At 67.5% G+C, this 20461-nt stretch carries 16 protein-coding genes; 3 read left to right on the plus strand and 13 right to left on the minus strand.

Annotation, left to right across the window (positions count from 1 at the left end; translation table 11 throughout):
* Positions 1 to 131: 131 nt before the first annotated feature.
* A complete protein-coding gene (locus tag RCH12_RS16325) occupies positions 132 to 1685 on the minus strand; it encodes a GGDEF domain-containing protein (RefSeq protein WP_327017573.1) in 1554 nt (517 codons plus the stop codon).
* 258 nt (positions 1686 to 1943) lie between these two features.
* On the opposite strand from RCH12_RS16325, the gene RCH12_RS16330 reads away from it, so the two are divergent.
* Positions 1944 to 2357, plus strand: coding sequence for a PLDc N-terminal domain-containing protein (locus RCH12_RS16330; protein ID WP_103430221.1), 414 nt, complete (start codon positions 1944 to 1946; stop codon positions 2355 to 2357).
* Positions 2358 to 2436: 79 nt separating this feature from the next.
* Here RCH12_RS16330 and RCH12_RS16335 read toward each other — a convergent pair whose 3' ends face one another.
* The 8 genes from RCH12_RS16335 to RCH12_RS16370 all read right to left on the minus strand — a co-directional run bounded on the left by RCH12_RS16335 (position 2437) and on the right by RCH12_RS16370 (position 14251).
* Positions 2437 to 3315 (minus strand): SDR family oxidoreductase, encoded by an 879-nt coding sequence (locus RCH12_RS16335; RefSeq protein ID WP_103430171.1) that lies wholly within the window; start codon positions 3313 to 3315, stop codon positions 2437 to 2439.
* A gap of 100 nt (positions 3316 to 3415) precedes the next feature.
* The gene (locus tag RCH12_RS16340; RefSeq protein WP_327017574.1) at positions 3416 to 5680 is read right to left on the minus strand and encodes a putative bifunctional diguanylate cyclase/phosphodiesterase; all 2265 of its coding nucleotides are present in this window, start codon (positions 5678 to 5680) and stop codon (positions 3416 to 3418) included.
* 123 nt (positions 5681 to 5803) lie between these two features.
* Positions 5804 to 6451 carry a bifunctional 4-hydroxy-2-oxoglutarate aldolase/2-dehydro-3-deoxy-phosphogluconate aldolase gene (locus RCH12_RS16345; protein ID WP_327017575.1) on the minus strand — a complete coding sequence of 216 codons (648 nt, stop codon included), beginning with the start codon at positions 6449 to 6451 and terminating at the stop codon, positions 5804 to 5806.
* Positions 6448 to 7467 carry a sugar kinase gene (locus tag RCH12_RS16350; protein ID WP_327017576.1) on the minus strand — a complete coding sequence of 340 codons (1020 nt, stop codon included), beginning with the start codon at positions 7465 to 7467 and terminating at the stop codon, positions 6448 to 6450. Before RCH12_RS16350 ends, RCH12_RS16345 begins: the two co-directional genes overlap by 4 nt.
* Complete coding sequence (locus tag RCH12_RS16355; RefSeq protein ID WP_327017577.1) at positions 7443 to 8987, minus strand: UxaA family hydrolase; 1545 nt, start codon at positions 8985 to 8987, stop codon at positions 7443 to 7445. Before RCH12_RS16355 ends, RCH12_RS16350 begins: the two co-directional genes overlap by 25 nt.
* A gap of 34 nt (positions 8988 to 9021) precedes the next feature.
* Positions 9022 to 10461: a glycoside-pentoside-hexuronide (GPH):cation symporter gene (locus RCH12_RS16360; RefSeq protein ID WP_103430175.1), complete on the minus strand. Its 1440-nt coding sequence runs from the start codon at positions 10459 to 10461 to the stop codon at positions 9022 to 9024.
* Positions 10462 to 10510: 49 nt separating this feature from the next.
* Entirely contained in the window at positions 10511 to 11896 is a 1386-nt protein-coding gene (gene uxaC / locus RCH12_RS16365; RefSeq protein ID WP_327017578.1) for a glucuronate isomerase, read from the minus strand.
* A gap of 33 nt (positions 11897 to 11929) precedes the next feature.
* Positions 11930 to 14251 carry a tagaturonate reductase gene (locus tag RCH12_RS16370; protein WP_327017579.1) on the minus strand — a complete coding sequence of 774 codons (2322 nt, stop codon included), beginning with the start codon at positions 14249 to 14251 and terminating at the stop codon, positions 11930 to 11932.
* A gap of 359 nt (positions 14252 to 14610) precedes the next feature.
* Here RCH12_RS16370 and RCH12_RS16375 point away from each other — a divergent pair, with 359 nt between their 5' ends.
* Positions 14611 to 15417 carry an IclR family transcriptional regulator gene (locus RCH12_RS16375; protein ID WP_103430178.1) on the plus strand — a complete coding sequence of 269 codons (807 nt, stop codon included), beginning with the start codon at positions 14611 to 14613 and terminating at the stop codon, positions 15415 to 15417.
* A 145-nt stretch (positions 15418 to 15562) separates the two neighbouring features.
* On the opposite strand, the gene ykgO is transcribed toward RCH12_RS16375, so the two are convergent.
* Both ykgO and soxR read right to left on the minus strand, forming a co-directional pair.
* Positions 15563 to 15685: a type B 50S ribosomal protein L36 gene (gene ykgO / locus RCH12_RS16380; RefSeq protein ID WP_103430179.1), complete on the minus strand. Its 123-nt coding sequence runs from the start codon at positions 15683 to 15685 to the stop codon at positions 15563 to 15565.
* Positions 15686 to 15732: 47 nt separating this feature from the next.
* Positions 15733 to 16197, minus strand: a complete 465-nt coding sequence (gene soxR, locus RCH12_RS16385; RefSeq protein WP_327017580.1) for a redox-sensitive transcriptional activator SoxR — start codon at positions 16195 to 16197, stop codon at positions 15733 to 15735.
* A 61-nt stretch (positions 16198 to 16258) separates the two neighbouring features.
* Between soxR and RCH12_RS16390 the strand changes: the two genes are divergently transcribed.
* A complete protein-coding gene (locus RCH12_RS16390) occupies positions 16259 to 16882 on the plus strand; it encodes a superoxide dismutase (protein ID WP_327017581.1) in 624 nt (207 codons plus the stop codon).
* Between the two features lie 90 nt (positions 16883 to 16972).
* Here the strand turns inward: RCH12_RS16390 and RCH12_RS16395 are convergent, their stop codons facing one another.
* Together RCH12_RS16395 and RCH12_RS16400 are read right to left on the minus strand one after the other, a co-directional pair.
* Positions 16973 to 19540 (minus strand): ABC transporter permease, encoded by a 2568-nt coding sequence (locus RCH12_RS16395; protein WP_327017582.1) that lies wholly within the window; start codon positions 19538 to 19540, stop codon positions 16973 to 16975.
* Complete coding sequence (locus tag RCH12_RS16400) at positions 19537 to 20352, minus strand: ABC transporter ATP-binding protein (RefSeq protein ID WP_327017583.1); 816 nt, start codon at positions 20350 to 20352, stop codon at positions 19537 to 19539. Before RCH12_RS16400 ends, RCH12_RS16395 begins: the two co-directional genes overlap by 4 nt.
* Positions 20353 to 20461: the final 109 nt, after the last annotated feature.

Here is a 20461-nt window from a genome sequence, read left to right on the forward strand (position 1 = left end):
AGCTCCTCGTGATCGATGAAACCACCACCCTGCGGGACTTCTCCCGCGAGGTCCGATGGAACCAGGCGTACTACCGCCTGGCGCAAGGCCTGTAACGCTCGAGGGCCGACCACGTGCTCGGGCGAGATGGGTCAGGCGCCGGCGTGCACCACGCGGTTGCGGCCGTCCCGCTTGGCCACGTACATGCGCACATCGGCGGCCCGCAACAGCGACGAGCTCGTGGCCGCATCGTCCGGGGCGAGCGCGACGCCCAGGCTCACGGTGACCCGCAAGCCGGTATCGATGGGCGACCAATCGTGACCGGCCACATCCAGCCGCACCTTTTCGCACAGTGCGCCCACGGTGGCCGCGTCGTGTGCGGGCAGAATGAGTAGGAATTCTTCCCCGCCCAGACGCGCCGCGATCGCCCCGGGAACCGAAGCGACGGCCTTCGTCAGAATGCGGCCGAGCGTGCGGAGCACGTCGTCGCCGACCTCGTGCGAGAGCGTGTCATTGATGCGCTTGAAATGGTCGACATCGATCATCGCGATGGCAATGGGGGCGCCACCCTCGCGGAGGAGGGACAACAGGTTGCTGAGGTGCTCGTCGACGAACCGACGGTTGTGCAGCTCGGTCAACGGATCGCGTTCGGCCATCTCGCGGTAGCGCTCGGTTTCCCGGCGGGACTCCGCCGTCTGGAACATTGCCTCGAGGATGCGTCCCCTGGCCTCGTTCTCACTGGCGCTGAGCGCGATGGACTGAGCGTGATAACTGCGGTAGGCCTCGAACGCGGCCCGGAAATCCTCCATCTCGGCGTGGATCTCGGCCTGCTCCTTGGTCGCCTCGGTCGACCACCGCACCAGGCCGTGCTCCGCGGCCAGCTCCTGGCACCGGTCGATGACCGTCTGGGCCTGGGCCAAGCGGCCCAGCTCCCGGTAGGTCTCGGCCAGCGTCACCAGGGCGGCCGCGATACTGTCGGGGTGGTAGTCGACGGGCTTGGCCTCCAGCGCCGCCACCAGGGTGGCCGCGGCCTCCTCAGCCCGACCCGCGGTGAGGTAGACCCTGGCGATGGTGTCGCGGGCATACATCCCGATCGGGCGATCGTTGAGCGCCGACAGCGAGATCAAGCTCTCCACTGCAGACAGGGCCTCGTCGTAGTTCTCGGCCAGGTACTCGGTATATGCGAGGTTGTTCAGAATTTGATACCGGATGCTGGTTTCCGGATCGTCGATGACCAGCCGGAGGGCCTCGTTGTACCGGCGGCGCGCCTCATCGAATGACCCCGCCGACCCGAGGGCATCTGCCAGGGTCAGCCGGGCAGCGGCCCGCATCAGGGGCAGCTCGGAGTCGTCGAGCAGATCGTTCGTGGCGACGGCGTGCTCGAGCGACAGCGCGCGGTCACCGACGAGCTCGAAGATCGAGCCCAGCACGTCATGACAGCGTGACTGCAGTGCGAGTTCACCGTGCCCCTCGGCCCAGCGGAGGATGTTCTGCACCTCGGCCGCGCCCTGACGCGGGTCGCCCCTGCGGGTCATGATCGAGGCCACCTGAACCTCGAGGCGCCGGCTCAGCGCGCCGTGCTCGCCGGGTCCCAGCTCTGCCAACCAGTCCTGGGCGGCGGCGAGCGCGACATCCTTGTCGATCCAGTACTGGCGCTCGACCCAGGCCAGACGCTCATCGACCGTCTGCTGCTCGACTACCGTCACTGCGCCCCACTCCCCACCAGTCGGTTCCGCGGTCGCACCCCGCCGGAAGTCTTCTCGAGGGAGAGGACGCACTGTTGACGCTCAGCCTAGCCGTCCCCGGCCTCCCCCAACCCAGGTTGACGCGGTGCCGTTCTCACCCATTCCGGGTGATCCAGAACCGCCCTGTGTGATTACCGTGAATAGCAGCCAAGGACTGTGACACGCTGCCCCATGCGGCGGCAGGGCCTCGGCCAGACGTTACAGGGAAAGGTGCCGACCATGAGTTTCTGGTCTAATTTTTGGGATTTCATCGGATTCTTCTTTTGGACATTCGTGTTCGTGTCCTACCTATTCGCACTCTTCGCTGTGATCATCGACGTGTTCCGGGATCGAACCCTGAACGGTTGGGCCAAGGCGGCGTGGCTGCTGTTCATGGTCTTTGTGCCCATCCTGACCGTGCTCGTGTACGTCATCGCACGCGGCCGCGGTATGGCGGAGCGCCAGGTCAGCGCCGGCATGCAGGAGAAGGCGAGTACCGACGAGTACATCAGAACTGTCGCCGGCAGCAATCCCGCGCAGGACATTGCCCAGGCCAAGCAGCTCCTCGATTCCGGAGCGATCAGCCAGGGTGAGTACGCGGTCTTGAAGGACCGGGCACTGGGTAACACCCAGGCCCGATCCGACGTCATCTAGTTCGGTTGACCGACGACCACAGACAGCGGGCGGCGCATCCGAGATGCCGCCGCCCGCTGTCGCTGTGTTCGTGCTCGGGTTAGAACGCGCGTCCGCCGGTGACCGGCAGCACGGCGCCCGACGTGTACGACGAGTCCGTCGACGCCAGGTAGACGTACGCCGACGCCAGCTCGGCGGGCTGCCCGGCCCGGCCCAGCGGTGTGTCCTGACCGAAGGTGGGCAGTTTCTCCGGCCACGAGGTCGCGGGGATCAGCGGGGTCCAGATCGGCCCGGGTGCTACGGCGTTGACCCGCACGCCGGTGGATCCCAGCTGCTGGGCGAGGGCCTGGGTGAACGCGACCAGCGCCGCCTTGGTCATCGCGTAGTCGATCAGTTCCGGTGACGGGCTGGACGCCTGGATCGACGTGGTCGTGATGATCGACGACCCAGGATTGAGGTGCGGGATCGCGGCACGGGCGATCCACAGCGTCGCGTAGAGGTTGGTCTTGAAGACCCTGTCGAACTCCTTGGTCGAGAGCGTCTCCAGGCCATTGCGGTTCTCCTGGTACGCGGCGTTCAGCACGAGAATGTCGAGGCCGCCGAGCTGAGCCGTGGTGTGCTCCACGATGTCGATGCAGTGCTGTTCGTTGCGGATGTCGCCGGCCAGCAGCACGGCTGTGCTGCCGGCAGCCCGCACGAGGGACGCGGTGTCTTCGGCGTCTTCCTGCTCTTCGGGCAGGTAGGAGATGGCCACGTCGGCACCCTCCCTGGCGAAGGCGATCGCCACGGCACGGCCGATCCCCGAGTCACCGCCGGTGATCAACGCCCGCTTGCCCACGAGCTTCCCGGTGCCGACATAGGTGTCTTCGCCGTGGTCGGGGCGCGGCACTGTCGCCGCGGTGAGGCCGGGCTGGTCCTGCTGCTGCAGCGGGAAGCCGCCGGTGTGATAACTGGTGACGGGGTTCTGGACGTCGGTCATGAAAGCTCCTTGCTGGCGAAGGGTCGAAGCCGGGACACGGCTTGCCAGGTTCATGACTAAGACGCGTCCAGTCCGCCGATCGTCACGGCAGGAGCCGGATTCAGTTCACGGCGCCCGGTTCCAGATCGTGGCGAGCCGCTAACCACTCGTCCAGTTCCAGGGCCGGAATCGGCCGCGACATGAAGAAGCCCTGCGCATGATCGCAGCCGTATCGGGCCAGCTCGTCGTACGCCACACTGCTCTCGACACCCTCGGCAACCATTCGCAGGCCCAGGCTGTGCGCCAGCTCGATGGTGGACGCCACCAGCGAGGCCGCGCGGGCGTCATGGGTCATCGGCAACACGAATGACCTGTCCAACTTGAGCTCGTCGATGGGCAGGTCGCGCAGGTAGGAGAGCGAGCTGTAGCCGGTGCCGAAGTCGTCGACCGCGATCTGGATTCCGGCTTCCCGCAGCCGGGTGAGCACGTCCCTAGCCCGGTCCCTGTCGCTCATCAAGAAGTCTTCGGTGACCTCCAACATCAACGCCGACGCGGGCAGCCGTCGTGCGTTGACCATGCGCACGACCTCCTCCGGGAACTCGACGTTGACGAGGGAGCTGGCCGAGATGTTGACCGCGATGGTCAGGGCGTGGCCACCAGCGTGCCACAGCACGGCTTGATCGAGAGCCTTGGTCAGCACGATCCGGGTGAGTGCGTGCATCAGCCCCGATTCCTCGACGAGGTCGAGGAAGTCCTCGGGCAGTAGCAGCCCGCGGGTCGGATGCTGCCAGCGCACGAGTGCCTCGACACCGGTGACCTCACCGTTTCGCAGGCCGATCTTGGGTTGGTAGTACACCACGAGTTGGTCGTCGGTGAGGCCCAGACGCAGGTCTTGCAGGGTGCGCAGCCTGGTGTCGCCGTGACTGTCGTCTTCGGACTGGTACACGTGGTGGCCGTGCCGGCCGGACTTGGCCTTGTACATCGCCATGTCGGCACGGCGCAGCAGATCGCTGAGGTCGCGGCCCTGCTCGGGGAACAACGCGATGCCGATGCTGACACTGGTCTGCACGGCCAGCCCCTCGAGGGCGAAGGTTGGGGCGAGCGCGTCCCGCAGGCCCAACGCCACGACAGTGGCCTCTGCCTCGCCGGCATCAGCGAGCAGGATGGCGAATTCGTCGCCGCCGAGCCGGGCCAGCCTGGCTCCCGGCGGCAGCGCTGCCGCCAGGCGGCCGCTCACCAGCACCAACAGCCTGTCGCCGACGTCGTGTCCGAGGCTGTCGTTGACTTCCTTGAACCTATCCAGGTCGAGTAGCAGGAGCGCACTGTGCCGTTGACGGGCGGGCGTGCGGCTGAGGGTGAGCAGCGCGGGCGCATCCGTGTACAGCGCCCGCCGGTTGGGCAGCCCGGTCAGGTCGTCGGTCCGGGCCTGCCGGCGCAGCAGCCGCTGCCGGAACACCAGCGGGATCGCGGCCAGGGAGACGGTGAGGCTGGCCAGGATGACCGCGGCAACCGGCTGGACGACCTGCGTGCCGAGGATGAGGACGCCCAGTCCGGCGGCGACGGCCACCGCGGGAACGAACAGGGCCGGGGTCTTTCGGTCGCCCACGACGGTGCCGCGGTGGGGGCGATCAGTCGCGTCGACCCACACCGCCATCAGGGCGAGACCGAGCGCCCACGCCGCATCGAGCGGAACACCGACGATGTACGTGCCGCTCACCTCCAGCAGCGCATAGACCACGTCGGCGCCGGCGAAGACGACAAGGCCGCCGACCAGAAACGCCCAGCGCGGGCCGATGTGCAATCCCGGGGCGGCGGCGATGCCGGCGATCGCGGCGACGAGGAGCAGGTCGAAGACCGGGTAGGCAACCGCGACCGCTGTGGCGAGGATCGCGGACTCATCGGCCGCCTCGGTGAGCACCGGGCTGAGGACGGCAGCGAGGACCGCTGCGGCGCCGAGGGCCCCGACCGCGCTATCCAGCAGGACCGACCAGGCCAGGCCGCGCATCTGTCTGCGGACAAGAGCCACGAGGGCGAGAAGCATCAGCGGGTAAAACAGCAGATACCCGAAATCGGCCGCGGACGGGAACGGCAGTTCGCCCCCCGCATCCATCGCGAGCACGTAGTAGGTGTCTGCGGCGGCATTGAACGTCACCGCGAGCGTGGCGAAGAGCACGTCGCCGCGGGCGAAGCCCGTGCGAACAACGGCCACCCAGAAGACCGCGACGGGCACCCATTGGGTGAGCTCGCCCAACCAGATGTCGACGAGGGGGCTCGGGCCCGCACCGTGCAGAAGCAGTCCGAGCGTGTACGCCGCCACAAGCACAAAAACGGCCCAGATCAGCCATCGGTCCCCGTCGCCGCGATGCGTTCTGTCACGCCAGCTCACCCACACGTGACTCTCCCTCAGATCTCCGCTCAGCCTACCGCCCGGCCGGCCGTGACTTTTGTCCCTGGCGACCGGAACGGGCCCCACGACCGTTCGGTCGTGGGGCCCGGGTGAGACGAAGTGTTACGTGCGGGCGCCGGCGATCAGGGCGCGCACCAGGTCGAGCTGGGCGTCGTCGGCGAAAGCGCCGGAGAGGCCGACCACGCTGGTGCCCGCGGCCAGGAATTGCGGCGCGTTGTGGGCGGTGACGCCGCCGGTGGCGATGAAGTTGGTGTCCGGGTACGGACCCTTCTGGGCCTTGACCCAGGCCGCTCCGAGCAGGGACGCGGGGAACGCCTTCACCCAGGTGAGACCCAGGGCGCGGGCCTGCAGGATTTCGGTGGCCGTGGCGATGCCCGGCAGGTGCGGGATGCCGCGGCGTACGCTTTCGGCCACGATGGCCGGGTCGAGGCCGGGCGAGACCGTGAACGCGACGCCCACGTTCGTCGCAGCGTCGAGCTGGTCCATCGTGGTCACGGTGCCGGCGCCGATCACGAGGCCGCGTTCGGCAGCAGCGTCGGCGACGGCCTGCAGCACGGGGACGGCGTCGAGGGTCTGGATCGGGATTTCGACGTGTTCAACTCCGGCGTCCCAGGCGCGCGCCGACAGGCGTACGGCTTCGGCGGCCGACAGTCCGCGGAAGACCGCGATGACGGGGACTCGGAAGAAGTCGCCGGGGAACCACTGGGTGGCGCTGAGCGGCTGGGTGGTGGTGCTGGTGGACGAGGTCATGCGGGTTCTCTCCTGAGGTCGAACGTGCGGTCGTGGGTGGCTGGTGCGGACGGTTCGTCGGCCGACATACGCTGGCCGAGTCCCGGGCGGAAGTCCTGGCGGCTGCCCAGCGCCCAGGCGGCGCGGGAGTGACCGCGCTCGAGGCGCTCCGCGGAGGGTTCAGCGGACAGCAGGCTGGACAGGTAGCCGGCGGCGAAGGCGTCGCCGGCGCCGACGGGTTCGACGACGTCGACCTTGCGGGCCGGCACCACCGTGACGGTGTCGGTGCCGTCGGCGGCGAGGGCGAATTCGGTGGCATCGATCGAGGAATCCTTCACCACCAGGTACGGCAGCCGGGGCAGCAGGGCCCGCACGTCGGCCGCGGTGACACAGCCCCACAGCACGGCCGCTTCATCGAGTCCGACGAGTACCACGGTGGCCTTCCCGGCCAGGGCGAGCAGCCGCGGCGCGGCCTCCTCGACCGACCAGATACCGGGGCGGAAGTTGATGTCGAACGAGACCGACGCCCCCCAGCCCGCGGCGTGGTCGAGCACGTGTTCCACAAGAGCGGAGCAGCTGTCCGACAGCGCGGGGGTGATCCCGGTGGTGTGGATCCACCGGGCCCCGGCCAGGGGCCAGCCGGCGGCATCCGCGATCTTCAGCGTGGATGCCGCCGAGCCTTGGCGGTAGTAGAACACGTGTGCTCCGCTACCGGTGTCAGGCTCCTTGAGGTAGAGCCCGGTCGGTGCGTCGGCGGTGCGGCCGACCCACCGGGTGTCGACGCCGGCGGCGCCGAGGGCGTCGATGATCTTGGTGGCGACCGGGTCGGTGCCCACGGCGCTGGCCCACGCCACGGCGTGGCCGAGTTCGGCCAGGTGCATGGCGACGTTGGATTCGGCACCTCCGGTGCCCAGGGTGAAACCGGTCGCGGTGTTCAACGGCACCGAGCTGGTGGGCGTGAACATGCCCATCGTCTCGCCGAAGCAGACCACGGTTGGCTGTGGGGCACCCATCAGGTCACGGCCCCGATGTGCCACGGCACGAACTCTTCCTGGCCGACGTCGAACTCTTCGCTGACGGTCTGGGTGCCGCTGGCGACGGCGATGATCATCTCGAGGATCTCCGCGCCGACCTCGTCGACGGTGGCGTTGCCATCCGCGATGCGACCGGCGTCGATGTCGATGTCGTCGCCCTGGCGCAGGAACAGTTCGGTGTTGGTGCCGACCTTGATGCTTGGGGTGGGCTTGCAGCCGAAGACCGAGCCGCGGCCGGTGGTGAAGACCACCACGGTGGCGCCGCCGGCGACCAGGCCGGTGACCGAGACGGGGTCGTAACCGGGGGTGTCCATGAAGCCCAGGCCGCGGGTGTCGATCGGTTCCGCGTACTCGTACACGGCGGCGAGATCGGCGTGGCCGGCCTTGGCCACGGCGCCCAGCGACTTCTCCAGAATGGTGCTGATACCGCCGGCCTTGTTGCCCGGGGAGGGGTTGTTGTCCATGGTGCCGCCGTTGGCGTGGATGTAGGTTTCCCACCAGTCGATCCGGTCGATCAGCTTGTGGCCGACCGCGGGGGTGGTGGCGCGGGCGGTGAGCAGGTGCTCGGCGCCGTAGATCTCCGGGGTCTCGGCGAGAACGGAGGTTCCGCCGTGCGCCACGAGCACATCCGACGCCCAGCCCAGGGCCGGGTTGGCGGTGATGCCGGAGTAGCCGTCGGAGCCGCCGCAGTTCAGACCAAGCACCAGCTCGGAGATGTCGATGGGTTCGCGGTGGCGGTTGTTGATCTGTTCGGCCAGGGCGAGGATCTTCTCGACGCCGGCGGCGACGGTGTTGCGCATGCCGCCGGTCTCCTGGATCGACAGGGACTCCACCACGGTGTCGCTGGGCAGAGCGCCCTCGGCGAGGACCAGGCTGGTCGGGGTCATCTCGCAGCCGAGGCTGAGCATCAGGACGCCCGCGATGTTGGGATGGCTGGCATAGCCGTTGAGCGTGCGGAGCAGCACCTGGGCGCCTTCGCTCTCCAGCACGAGGCCGCAGCCGCTCTGGTGGGTGAGGGCGATGACGCCGTCGACGTTCTCGAACCCGTCCAACGCACCACCGCGGAATCTGTCGGCGATGAGCTTGGCGGTGGTGCCGGAGCAGTTGACCGTGGTGAGGATCGCGATGTAGTTACGCGTACCGGCCCGGCCGTCGGCCCGGCGGTAACCGTCGAAGGTTCGGCGGGCCGTCGGGACCGGCAGCTCGGTGTGCACGGTGCCGAATTCGTGGGTGCGGGCGGCGAGGTCCATGCCGATGTTGTGGCTGTGCACCTGCTCGCCCCGGCTGATCGGCGCCGTGGCAACCCCGATCGACTGGCCGTACTTGTGCACGGTGGCGCCGACGTCGAGGTCGGTGAGGGCGATCTTGTGGCCGCTCGGGATGAGCGTGGTGACGGTGAGGAGACCGTCGCCGACGGGGAGGGTCTCCTCCGGCTGGAGGTCTCGGAGGGCGACGGCGACGTCGTCGCCCTCGGCCATGACCAGCACGGAGGTGCCGGTGGTGATGCTGTCGATGTGTGACATGAAATGAGTCCTTAGATAAGCGAGACGGTCGGGCTTACGCCTGGCCGATGATTCCCTTTTCCCAGCGGCCTGCTTCGAGGTCGTGGGCGATGGCGGTGTACTTGTCGTCGGACAGGTTGTAGAGGAAGTAGACGATCACGGCGGCCAGAGCGAGGGCGACGGCCGGGTAGAGGGTCATCACGGCCTTGATACCGAAGAGGGTTTCCTCCGACTGGCTGGCGCCCTGGGCGATGTAGCCGGTGACGGCAAGCATCCCGGCGCCCACCAGGGCGGCAATGGACTGGGCGATCTTGCGGGAGAAGTTGAAGGCCGCGTAGGTCATGGTCTCCTTGCGCACTCCGGTGTGCCATTCGCCGTAGTCGATGGTGTCGGAGACGAAGGCCCAGGTGACGGCGTTCGGGATGGCCAGGGCCATGTAGCCGATGGTCACCAGCAGCATGAAGGTCCACAGGTTGGTGGGGATCATGAAGTTCAGGCCGTTGGCGATCACACCGATGATGAATCCGCCCATGGCGGTGCGCTTCTTGCCGAATCGGCCGACCAGGCGGGGCACGAACATGATGCCCACGATGGAGGCGCCGATCATGACCAGGTTCAGCACCGGCTGCAGGGCGATGTTGCCGAGGTTGTACTCGGCGAAGAAGATCATCATCATGTTGTTCACGTTCATGGCGGAGATCGTGAACAGGGTCATCAGCACCAGGCCGAGCAGCGGCCGGTTGGTGAAGATCGCCTTGGCGTAGTCCTTCATGCCGTTCTGTTCGAAGCCCACGGCGCGGTTGACGTAGACACGTTCCTTGGTGCCTCGGTAGCAGATGTAGAAGGAGATGATGCCGATGAGGGCGAACACCGCGGATGCCCACATGTAGTTGGCGCCGGTCATGCCGCCGAACACCATCATGATCGGGATGAACGCGAAGCCGCAGATCCACTGAGCGCCGAGCGAACCGGCCTGGCGGGTGGTGGCCAGCTGGGCGCGGTCCTTGATGTTGCGGGTCATCACCGAGGCCAGCGACCCGTACGGGTCGTTGGTGAAGGAGTAGATGAGGCCCCAGATGGCGTAGGTGCCGGCCGCGTAGGCGATCTTCCAGCCCATGCTGACGTCGGGCATCGTGAAGGTGACCACGGTCATCACGCCGAGGAGGATCGAGGAGACCATCATCACCGGGCGGAACTTGCCGCGCTTGCCGAACTTGCGGCTGTCGATGTAGGCCGCCGCGATCGGGTCCATGAACGCGTCGAAGATCTTGGCCAGCGAGAAGATGAGGGCCACGACGCCAGCGGCAATGCCCGCGGTGTCGATCCAGAACTTGGTCAGGTACGACTGGCCCAGGTCGAACATGAAGCCGTTGCCGAAGTCGCCGAACCCATACGAGACCTTCTCCTTGGTGGAGATGCGCTCGATGGTGGCGGTCCCGGGCTGAGGAGCAGCTGGGGCTGCTTCCCCAGCTTCAATACCAGTTTGAATTGCCATGACTCACATACACACTTTCGATTTGAACGGATATCGGGGAGTGGCCTGGTTACAGACCGAAGTAGTTGTTCGCGTTGTTGAAGCAGATGTCTTCGACCATCCGGCCGAGGACGGCCTCGTCATCGGGGACCTCGCCGAGCTCGACCCATTCGCCGATCAGCTCGCACAGGATGCGGCGGAAGTACTCGTGCCGCGGGTAGGACAGGAAGCTGCGGGAGTCGGTGAGCATGCCGACGAAGTTGGAGAGCAGGCTCTCGTCGGCAAAGGTGGACAGCTGCAGCCGCATGCCGTTGCGGGTGTCGTTGTGCCACCAGGCGCTGCCCAGCTGCATCTTCTGAACGGTGTCCTTCTGGTAGGCGCCCATCAGGGTGACGAGCGGCATGTAGTCGTTGGGGTTCAGGGAGTAGAGCATCGTGCGCGGGATGGCGTCTTCGAGTTCCATCGAGTCGAACAACGCGGCGAGCGGCTCGGCGACGCTACGGTCGTTGAGGCCGTCGTAGCCGGTGTCCGGGCCGAGCTTGCCCAGCATCACGGTGTTGGTGTTGCGCAGGGCGTGCAGGTGCAGCTGCATGGTCCAGTTCTTGCGGTGGTACAGGCGCATCAGCGCCTTGAGCACCGCGGTGCGGTACTGGGCGATGCCGAGGTCGGTGAGCGTGCCGCCGGTCATGGCCGTCGTGACGATGACGTCGAGCTCGGCTTCGGTCGACTCCGCATAGACGACGGTGTCCAGGGCGTGGTCGGACAGCCGGGCGCCCATGGAGTGGAAGAAGTCGACCCGGGCCGACAGGGCGTCGACGATGTCGGCAAAGGAGCCGATCTTGACCCCGGCGGCCGTGCCGAGGGTGACCAGGTAGTCCGCGTAACCGGCGGCGTGGATGTTCATGGCCTTGTCCGGGCGGAACGCGGGGACGACGGTGAACGCCGTCTCGCTCTGGAGCAGTTCGTGGAAGTGCAGGTCGTCTGCGGGGTCATCCGTGGTGCAGATGGCCGTGACGTTGCTGGACCGGATCAGGCTGCGGCGGGAGAAGCCGGCCGTGGCCAGCAGGGCGTTGGCGCGGTCGTAGACCTCGCGGGCGGTTTCGCGGCTGAGGACCAGGTCGATGTTGAAGAAGCGCTTGAGTTCGAGGTGCGTCCACACGTAGAGCGGGTTGCCGAGAGCCTTTTCGACGGTACCGGCCCACGCGTGGAACTTGTCGAAGTCGTCGCCGTCGCCGGTGATGAGGTTCTCCGGCACGCCGTTGGCACGCATCAGGCGCCATTTGTAGTGGTCGCCTTTCAACCACACCTCGGTGATGCTGGCGAAGTTCTGGTCTTCGTAGATCTCCTGAGGGTTCAGATGGCAGTGGAAATCGATGATCGGCATGTGCTTGGCGTGATTGTGAAACAGCTTCTTCGCCATGTCGGTGCCGAGCAGGAAGTCGTCGTTGAGGAGCATGATCTGCGGTCCTTTGTCTGGGGTGGTTGGGGGTTAGGCGCGGACGGCGAGGTCGGCGATGGTGGCGCGTACGCCGCGGTCGCGCAGGGCGTCGAGGCCGGCAGCGACCTGGTCGACGAGGCCGTCGAGCTTGGTGAGGTCGCGGCCCCACAGGGTGGTGTCGGCCAGGATCGTGGCGACGTAGTTGTTCGGCGCGGCGGCATCCGTGGCGTAGGCGGCGTGGAAGGCCGCGATGGTCTCAGCGCTGTCGACCGGGGTGATCGTGACGGCCGGGTCGCCGCTGTAGGCGAGCAGGATGGCGGAGAGCGCGAGCGTGATGCGCGGCGGGAAGGTGCCGTTCTTGGTGTGGAAGCCGGTGAGGACCGGCAGCAGGCGGCTCGTGAACTTGGAGGCGCTGTTCAGGGCGATTGCGGAGAGCTCGTGGTGCATGAACGGGTTCTCGAAGCGCTCCTTCACCGACTCGGCGTATGCGGCGAGTTCGTCGTGCGGAAGGTCGAGCACGGGCATGATCTCCTCGTACATCACCGCTTCGACGAGCGGGCCGAAGTCGGCGTCGAGCATCACGTCGCGCACGGTCTCAACGCCGGCGAGGCGGGCGAGGGAGGCCATCGTGGTGTGCGGGGCGTTGAGCAGGAACACCTTGCGTTCGCGGTACGGGGTCATGTCGTCGGTCACGGTGACGTTGAGGCCGGCCCGGGCCAGCGGCAGGGTCTCGGTGAGCGACTGCGGGCCCTCGATGACCCAGAGCACGAACGGTTCGGCCTTGACGATGAGGCGGTCTTCGAAGCCGAACTCGACGCAGAGTTCCTCGGCGCGGTCCTTGGGGTAGCCGGGGACGATCCGGTCGACCAGGCTGGAGTAGAAGGTGTTGTCGGTGTTGACCCACTGGATGAAATCGGCGCTGAGGCCCCAGTTCGCGGCGGTGGCGAGAACAGTTTCCTTGAGTTTGTCGCCGTTGCGCTCGATGAGCTCGCACGGGATCAGCTGGAAGCCCTTCTTGCCGAGCTCGAACCGGCGGAACAGGAGCGCGGTGAGCTTGCCGGGGAAGCTGGCGTGGGGGGTGTCGGCCAGCGTGTCTTCTGCGTTGTAGACGATGCCGGACTCTGTGGTGTTGGAGAAGATGAACTCGATGTCGTCGTCCTCGGCGAGGGCGAGGTAGGCCTCGTAGTCGAGGTACGGGTTGACGGTGCCGTTGACCAGAGTGATCACCTCGTGGGACTGCACTTCTTCGCCGTCCTGCTTGCCTTCCAGCAGCACCGTGTACAGGCCGTCCTGCTCCTCGAGCATGGCGACGAGGCCGCCGGCCAGGGGCTGCACGATCTTGACGCCACCGTTGAACAGCCCCTGCTTGTTCATCTGCTGCAGCTGCCAGTCCACGAATCCGCGCAGGAAGTTGCCCTCGCCGAACTGGATGGCACGGGTGGGCAGGGTCTGAACCGGGTGGATGGCGCTGGTGAGTCGTTCCATGACGAGCTGTCCTTCGTGGTGCTGTTGGGTGTGCTGCGGGCGGGGTGCGACAGCGATGCTGACGCTCATGCTGGTGCTCTGGCCCGGGGCGAGGCTGGCGGCCTGGTCGCGCACGTTGCAGGCCTCGACGCAGACGGTCTCGGTCCATTCGTCGTCGCCGTAGTCGCCCATCGCGGCGGCCTTGACGGTGCCGGGGTTCCAGACGACGGTCTGGGCGGCATCGGTGTCGCCGACCGTGATGGTGCGTGCATTGGTGACGTCGTCGATCGTCACGGTGCGGGGCATCGGGTAGATCCGGTCGATCTCGCCGCCGACGATGGAGACGGGCAGGGCAGAACTCGACGTGACGGCCGGGGTGACGCTGCGGTCGAGGTAGGGCAGGTCAGTGAGCCCGAGGAGCTGAGTCGTGCGGGCGTCGCCCACGGCGAAATAGGTGTGGAGTGCGGTCTCCACCGAAACTGTGACGGTTCCCTCGTTGAGAACCGCGAGCTCGAGGGTGAGCTGGGCGCCGATGGTGACGGTGTATCGCAGGGACACCGGCTGGGCCGTGCCGGCCTCATCGGGCTGCGTACCGGCTAGGTCGAAGGTGAGCACGGCATCGTCGCCGACGATGGCTGCAGCGGTGAGGGTCCAGGGCGAAATGCGCGCCCAACCGTGGTTGGGTGCCGTGGCGTCGGTGGGATTCGGGCCGAACCAGGGGAAGCACACCGGAATGCCGCCGCGAAGGGCCGCGGAGGATGAGTATGCGCTGTGTTCGCTCATCCACAGCACCGGTTTCTGGCCGGTGGGGGTCCACTGGGCGACGTGTGCGCCGTGCAGGTAGACCAGCGCGGTGGCCGCAGGAAGAGTGACCTCGACGGCCGGCAACGAGCCTGCCCCTGTCGCCATTCGGATGCCGCTCGGCAGCGGGAGAGCGCTCTCGCTTGCCGACCCAGGTTCGTGCGTAGTTCCCTGCATGAGTTCCTCCACTGTGAGAATCAGCCAGATCAATTCTGAATCTGTTCCACGTGATGGAACTGGAGTCCGTCACGTGAACTCAACCTAACCCCGTGGGATTCCTTTTCGCAACTTGGGCGGCCGGGGAATCGACGTCAGACCGGAATGACGCATCTGAAACAGGCGTTTGTCGCGTTGTCAAGGGTCTGACGGCATCGAATCAGGCTCGGAGCGCGGCAGGATGCCACCGAGATTCCGCAACCGTGGTTAAATGGTCCGCAGGGCAGAACTTCAGAACAGAGGTGGGACACATGACGGTGGCGAACGAGATCGAGGCCACGAACGCGCCTGAGCTCGACGGGCTGGGCAACCGGGCCAAGGACAATGCGGCACAGAAGCTGCTGCGGGTGCTTGAGGCGGTGTCCAACCCGGGTGACTCCCACCGGCTCAGCGACCTGGTGAAGGAAACCGGCCTGGCCAAGACCAGCGTGTTCCGCTTGCTGAGCGAGCTGATCGACAGCGGGTACGTCACCCGTCGCCCCGACGGCAGCTACGCGCCCGGCCGATCGCTGCGTCTCCTTGCGCTCAAGCTCACCGCCGGCCCCAACGACTCCGACCTGGTGGGAGCCAGGCTCCGGCAGTTGCAGACCGACGTGCGCAGCACCATCCACTTCGCGCTGCGCACCGGGGACTTCGCCACCTACGTGGAAAAGATCGAGGACACCGCCCAGCCGATCCAGATCGCTTCGCGGGTCGGCGGCCAGATTCCGCTGCATTCGACGGCGATCGGCAAGTCGATCCTGGCCCACCTCCCCGAGAGCGAGGTGCGCAATTACGCGACCCGCACCGGTCTGCGCTCCCGCACCGCGTTCACCATCACAACCGTCGCCGACCTGCTCGCCGATGGTGCGCTGGTGCGCAACCGCGGCTTCTCCATCGATGACCAGGAAAACGAGGAGCACATCCGTTGCATGGCGGTGCCGGTGTTCGACACCCAGCAGCATCTCATCGGGGGCATCGGCATCACGACCATCGCCCCCCTGGTCGCCAGGGAGACGCTCGAGTCCTATGCTCCGCTGCTGATGACGGCGGCCCGCGACGTGATGACCCTGCTCTAGCAACCGGGGCCGGTCAGCCGCGCTGCCCGGATACTAAAGAATGACCCCGGCGCTGCCGGGGTCATTCTTTATGGGCTGGAAATGCCAACTCGCCAGTCGAGCGGTTGCACGGATCGGCCGGACCCGCGCACCGCAGTCGACGGGACTAACCCTGGCGAGCCTTGAATCGGGGGTTCGACTTGTTGATGACGAATGTGCGCCCATGGCGCCGCACCGTCTGTGAACCCTGCATCTTCTTCATCGAACCCAGTGAATTACGGACCTTCATCTGGCTCCTTTCCGTCGGTTAACGAGAGCAACACCACACGAGCGGATCTATTCCGTCCCGGCGGCTTCCGGTACGTCGAGCACCCGGCGCGGACCGGCTCCGTCGGTGCGCAGGCGGTCATCGGAGTTCACGACGGCGCACCGGGTTTGGGACAGGCAGCCGCAGCCGATGCAGCCGGTGAGTTCCGCCTGCATCCGCTCGAGCACGGCTTGCTGCCTGGCCAGGTGCTCCCCCCAGGTGGCGGAAATGGTGCCCCACTCGGCCCGGCTCGGTGGGCGGCGCTCCGGCAGGTCCTTGAGGATCACGGCGACCTCGGCCAGCGAGATCCCGTAGCGCACCGAAACCTGGATGAAGGCGATGCGCCGCAGCACGTGCCGCGGGAAGAGGCGCGCGTTGCCGCTTGAGCGCAGCGCGGGGATCAGCCCGAGCATTTCGTAGTAGCGCACGGTGGAGACCGGGACTCCGGCGCGGGCGGCAATCTGCCCGATCGGCAGGAGATCATTGCTGGACAAGTGCTCTGACAGTGGGCCGTCTCCTTGATCTCAAGTGCACTTGAGACGATATCGTAAACAAATGACCGCATATACGCTTCCCCCGCTGACCTATGACTATGCCGCCCTCGAGCCCGCCATCAGCGGGCGCATTATGGAGCTCCACCACAGCAAGCACCACCAGGCCTACGTGACCGGTGCCAACGCCGCTCTCGACCAGCTCGCTGAGGCCCGCGAATCCGGCAACCTCACCTTCGTCAACAAGCTTCAGAAGGACCTCTCCTTCAACCTCGGCGGCCACGTCAACCACTCGATCTTCTGGACCAACATGTCCCCGAACGGTGGCGACAAGCCCACCGGTGAGCTCGCCGCTGCGATCGATGACACCTTCGGTTCGTTCGAGAAGTTCCAGGCCCACTTCACCGCCGTGGCCATGGGCGTTCAGGGCTCCGGCTGGTCGATCCTCGCCTGGGACACCCTGGGTCAGCAGCCCATCATCGTGCAGCTCTACGACCAGCAGGGCAACCTGCCCGCCGGCATCGTCCCGCTGCTCATGCTCGACGTCTGGGAGCACGCCTACTACCTCGACTACCAGAACGTGCGCGCCGACTACGTCAAGGCGTTCTGGACCGTCACCGACTGGGAGAACGTCTCCGCCCGCTTCACGAAGGCGCGCGACACCACCTCGGGCTTGATCACCCTGTAACCCCGGCGCCCCTCTCGCGAGCCGTGAGAAAAGCCCCGAAAATCTGAGGTTTTCGGGGCTTAGCTCACGGCTCGCGTGCGTCTGACGCGGTCAGTCCGCCGACACGGCCTGCAGCACGGGCAACCGCGCGGCGTGGATCGCCGGCCAGAGTGCGGCCAGCACGCCGACCAGGGCCGCGACCCCGAGCATCGACGCGAGCTGGCCCCAGGGGATCGCGAGCTCGGTGAGGCCGATCTCGGTGAAGACCGTGGGCATCAGCGACGCGATGCCCACCCCGACGGCCATGCCCAGGACGGTGCCGAACAGGGCCGTGAGGATCGATTCGATGGTGATGATCCCGGCCAGTTGCATCCGGCCCAGGCCGACGGCGCGCATGAGCCCGATCTCCCGGGTGCGTTCGATCACCGACAGCGCCAGGGTGTTCACGATGCCAAGGATCGCGATGACGACCGACAGCGCCAGCATGGCGTACAGGATTCCGAGGATCTGGTCGACCTGCCCGGCCAGTTGGCCGGCGAACTCCTCCTTGTCGAGCACCGAGAGCACGACGTAAGGCGCGGCCGCCCCGGTCAGGTCGTCGCGCACCTCCGCCGGCGTGGCGGCCGCGGCCGAGGTGATCAGCAGCGAGTCGATCGCGATCTGGGACGCCGGCACGATGCGTTCGAAGGCGTCGTCGGGCATGATGATCGGCGCGCCGATCACGGCGGTGTCGACGATGGCGCCGATCGACGCGGATGCCTCCCCGGCCGCCGTCGTGAACGTCACGTCGTCGCCGACCACCCAGCCGTGGTCCTCGGCGGCGCTGCGCTGAACGGCGAGCTGCCCCGCCGCAAAGCCGGCCAGCGTGCCCTCGACGGCGTCGAAGTCGATGGTGTTTCCGAGCGCGGCGGGCGGCAGCGCCACCACGATGAGGGACCGCTCGGCGACGGTGTCTCCCGCTGCCTCGGCCAGCATCGCCGGGCCATACCGCAGCTCGTCGACGGAGGCCACCGTGTCGAGGGCGCTCAGATCGGTCACCACACCGGCCGGCACCACCCCGGCGGCGGACTGCACCGAGAAGTCTGCGATCCAGCCGTCGTCCACGATCGCGCGGGTCGAGACCGTCGCCGATGCGGCGAGCACCGAGGCCGCGCCCACCAGGGCCATGCCGATCATGAGCGCCCCGGCGGTGTTCGCGGTGCGGCGCGGGTTGCGGATCACGTTGCCGCGGGCCAGGCGGCCCAGCGGTTTGACGGCCACGACGAAAACCGCGGCCAGGGCGCTCAGCGAGTACTGGGCGATAACCGGGGCCAGGACCAGCACCCCGAGGACCACACCGGCCGCTCCCAGGCCCAGCAGTGCCGGACCGTCGGGGTCGGGCCGGGACCAGGCGGCGACCAGTCCGGCCAGACCGGCGACGGTGAGAGCGGATCCGACAATGGCCCGCAGCCGAAGCGACCTGGACCTGGCGCCGCCGGCCTCGCGCATGGCCTCCACCGGCGTGGTGAGCGCCGCCCGGCGGGCCGGCAGCGCCGCAGCCGCGATGCTCACCAGGGTGCCCACCAGCAGCGAGATCACCACGGTGGCGGGGTCGAGCGGGATGCTGCCGGACAGGTTCATGCCGATCTGGGCGACCGCCATCCGCACGAGCGACACCAGGCCGAGGCCGGCGGCGATGCCGAGCGCGGAGCCGACCAGGCCCACCACCGCGGCCTGGATGAGGATGGAGGCGAACACCTGACCGGGCGAGGCGCCGACGGCGCGCAGGAGCGCGAACTCGCGCATCCGCTGCTGTACCGACATAGCGAAGGTGTTGGAGATGATGAACGCGCCCACGAACAGGGAGATCCCGGCGAACACCAGCATGAACGTCTGCACGAAGCCGAGCATGGCGTTGATGTCCGCTGTGGCCTCGGTGCGCATGGCGGTGCCGCCGACGGTCTCGACGCCGGTCGCGTCGGCGGCGGCCAGGGCCGCGTCGACCCTGTCGACGAGGATCTGCTCGTCCACCCCGGTGTCCCCGTAGACGTCGATACTCGCCACCAGGCCGTCGGCCGCATAGGCGGCGGTGGAGGTGGGCACGTCGAGGAAGACGATGGTGGCGCCGGCCATCGGCGCCCCGAGCGAGACCTCCCCCACGACCGAGACGGTCTGGACCTCACCGGCGAGCACCACCGAGGTCTCGTCGCCGAGGGTCAGGCCAGACGACTCGAGGGTCGCCGATTCCAGCGCGATCTCCGCAGCGCCGACGGGTGAGCGTCCGGCGACGATGTCGAGGGTGTCGTCGTCGGGGTGGAGCGCCATCCCGAAGGTGGGCGCCTGCGTGCTCACCACGGCCGTGCCGTCGGCGCCGACGAGCACGATGGGTCCGGAGACCGCGGGCAGGGCGTGCCGCACACCGTCGACGGTGTTGAGGGTCAGCGCGAGGTCGGCCGGGATGGCCTCGCGCACGTCACCGGCCGAGCTGCCGGCCTGGGCGGCACTGGCGGCGGGCTCGCTGCCGCGCACGTAGACATCCGCTTGCATCGAGCTGGCCACGATGCCGGAGAAGGTGGAACCCATCATGGTGCGAAGCGACAGGGTGCCCGCCACGAAGGCGACCCCGAGGGTCACCGCCAGCAGCGACAGCAGAAAGCGCACCAGGTGGGCGCGGATGCCCCGCAACGCGACCCGGGTCATCGCCGGGCGCCGTCGTGCTCGGTCTCGGTCTCGTCGCCCATCGACCGCATGACGTCGAGCACCGACGCCTGGGTGGGGTCGGTGAGTTCGTGCACGAGCCGGCCGTCGGCCAGGAACAGGACCCGGTGGGCGTAGGCCGCCGCCCGGGCGTCGTGGGTCACCATCACGACGGTCTGGCCGAGGTCGTCGACCGACCCGCGCAGGAACCGCAGCAAGTCACCGGCTGATTTCGAGTCGAGGTTTCCGGTGGGCTCGTCGGCGAACACCACGGCCGGCCGGGCCACCAGGGCTCGGGCGCAGGCCACCCGTTGCTGCTGACCGCCGGAGAGTTCGCTGGGTCGGTGGTGCAGGCGGTCCTCGAGCCCGACCGCCGCGACGATCGCGGCGAAATGCGCCCGGTCCACCGGGCGCCGGGCGATGTCCAGCGGCAGGGTGATGTTCTCGGCGGCGGTGAGGGTGGGAATCAGGTTGAACGACTGGAAGATGAAGCCGAGCCGGGTGCGGCGAAGCGCCGTCAGCTGCCGCTGCGACATGCGCCCCACGTTCATGCCGTCCACGATCACGGTGCCGGCGGTGACGGTGTCCAACCCCGCCATGCAGTGCATCAGCGACGACTTTCCCGACCCCGACGGGCCCATGATCGCGGTCAGTTCGCCCCGGGCGAAGTCCACGTCGATGCCGTCCAGGGCGCGCACCTCGGTCTCGCCGGTGCCGTAGGTCTTGACCAGGCCCCTGGCGCACGCGATCACGGATGCCGGCGGTGCGGTGAGCGAGCGCGCCGGGTGGTTCGAGGTGAGCGTATGGGCGGTCATGTACGGTCCTTCACGGTCGGAGCGCGGGCGCGCTGGGGTCGATCCCCAGTGTTGCCCTCTGCCCCGCGTGGCGGTATCGGGACAAACCCTGACTCGACCCTGAGCGGAC

The organism is Cryobacterium sp. MP_3.1, assembly GCF_035984795.1.
GTDB lineage: Bacteria > Actinomycetota > Actinomycetes > Actinomycetales > Microbacteriaceae > Cryobacterium > Cryobacterium zongtaii.

Bases quoted from the DNA above. Each gene is read 5' to 3' on its own strand.
- RCH12_RS16370 (WP_327017579.1), bottom strand. From the start codon at position 14,251: ATGGCGACAGGGGCAGGCTCGTTGCCGGCCGTCGAGGTCACTCTTCCT.
- RCH12_RS16355 (WP_327017577.1), bottom strand. From the start codon at position 8,987: ATGTCACACATCGACAGCATCACCACCGGCACCTCCGTGCTGGTCATG.
- uxaC (WP_327017578.1), bottom strand. From the start codon at position 11,896: ATGCTCCTCAACGACGACTTCCTGCTCGGCACCGACATGGCGAAGAAG.
- RCH12_RS16375 (WP_103430178.1), top strand. From the start codon at position 14,611: ATGACGGTGGCGAACGAGATCGAGGCCACGAACGCGCCTGAGCTCGAC.
- RCH12_RS16335 (WP_103430171.1), bottom strand. From the start codon at position 3,315: ATGACCGACGTCCAGAACCCCGTCACCAGTTATCACACCGGCGGCTTC.
- RCH12_RS16390 (WP_327017581.1), top strand. From the start codon at position 16,259: ATGACCGCATATACGCTTCCCCCGCTGACCTATGACTATGCCGCCCTC.
- RCH12_RS16400 (WP_327017583.1), bottom strand. From the start codon at position 20,352: ATGACCGCCCATACGCTCACCTCGAACCACCCGGCGCGCTCGCTCACC.
- RCH12_RS16345 (WP_327017575.1), bottom strand. From the start codon at position 6,451: ATGACCTCGTCCACCAGCACCACCACCCAGCCGCTCAGCGCCACCCAG.
- RCH12_RS16360 (WP_103430175.1), bottom strand. From the start codon at position 10,461: ATGGCAATTCAAACTGGTATTGAAGCTGGGGAAGCAGCCCCAGCTGCT.
- RCH12_RS16395 (WP_327017582.1), bottom strand. From the start codon at position 19,540: ATGACCCGGGTCGCGTTGCGGGGCATCCGCGCCCACCTGGTGCGCTTT.
- ykgO (WP_103430179.1), bottom strand. From the start codon at position 15,685: ATGAAGGTCCGTAATTCACTGGGTTCGATGAAGAAGATGCAGGGTTCA.
- RCH12_RS16330 (WP_103430221.1), top strand. From the start codon at position 1,944: ATGAGTTTCTGGTCTAATTTTTGGGATTTCATCGGATTCTTCTTTTGG.